The 220-nt window shown below is 36.4% G+C and carries 1 pseudogene; it reads right to left on the bottom strand.

The window, feature by feature from the left end:
- Positions 1-215: pseudogene (locus ACP3VS_RS24615) on the bottom strand (IS5/IS1182 family transposase); the annotation flags it as partial.
- Between the last annotated feature and the right edge of the window lie 5 nt (positions 216-220).

Below are 220 nucleotides of genomic sequence, written 5' to 3'. Positions count from 1 at the left end.
CCAAAAACGTACTGAATAAACGTCATTTTAAAGAGAACAACAGGATCAATACTAGGACGCCCATTAGGTGAATAGAGCTGTTCGACTAAAGGATAGATAAATGAAAAATCAATAGCAGCCTCTAGTTTTCGCACTAAATGATCGTTGGGAACTAATGGATCAATCGTTAACATTTCTAATTGTTCTCGTTCATTGGATGGATTCTTCGTCATCATCGTTT

The organism is Lysinibacillus sp. VIII_CA (assembly GCF_049943995.1).
Lineage (GTDB): Bacteria > Bacillota > Bacilli > Bacillales_A > Planococcaceae > Lysinibacillus > Lysinibacillus pinottii.
This window is presented reverse-complemented; position numbering and strand designations above follow the sequence as displayed.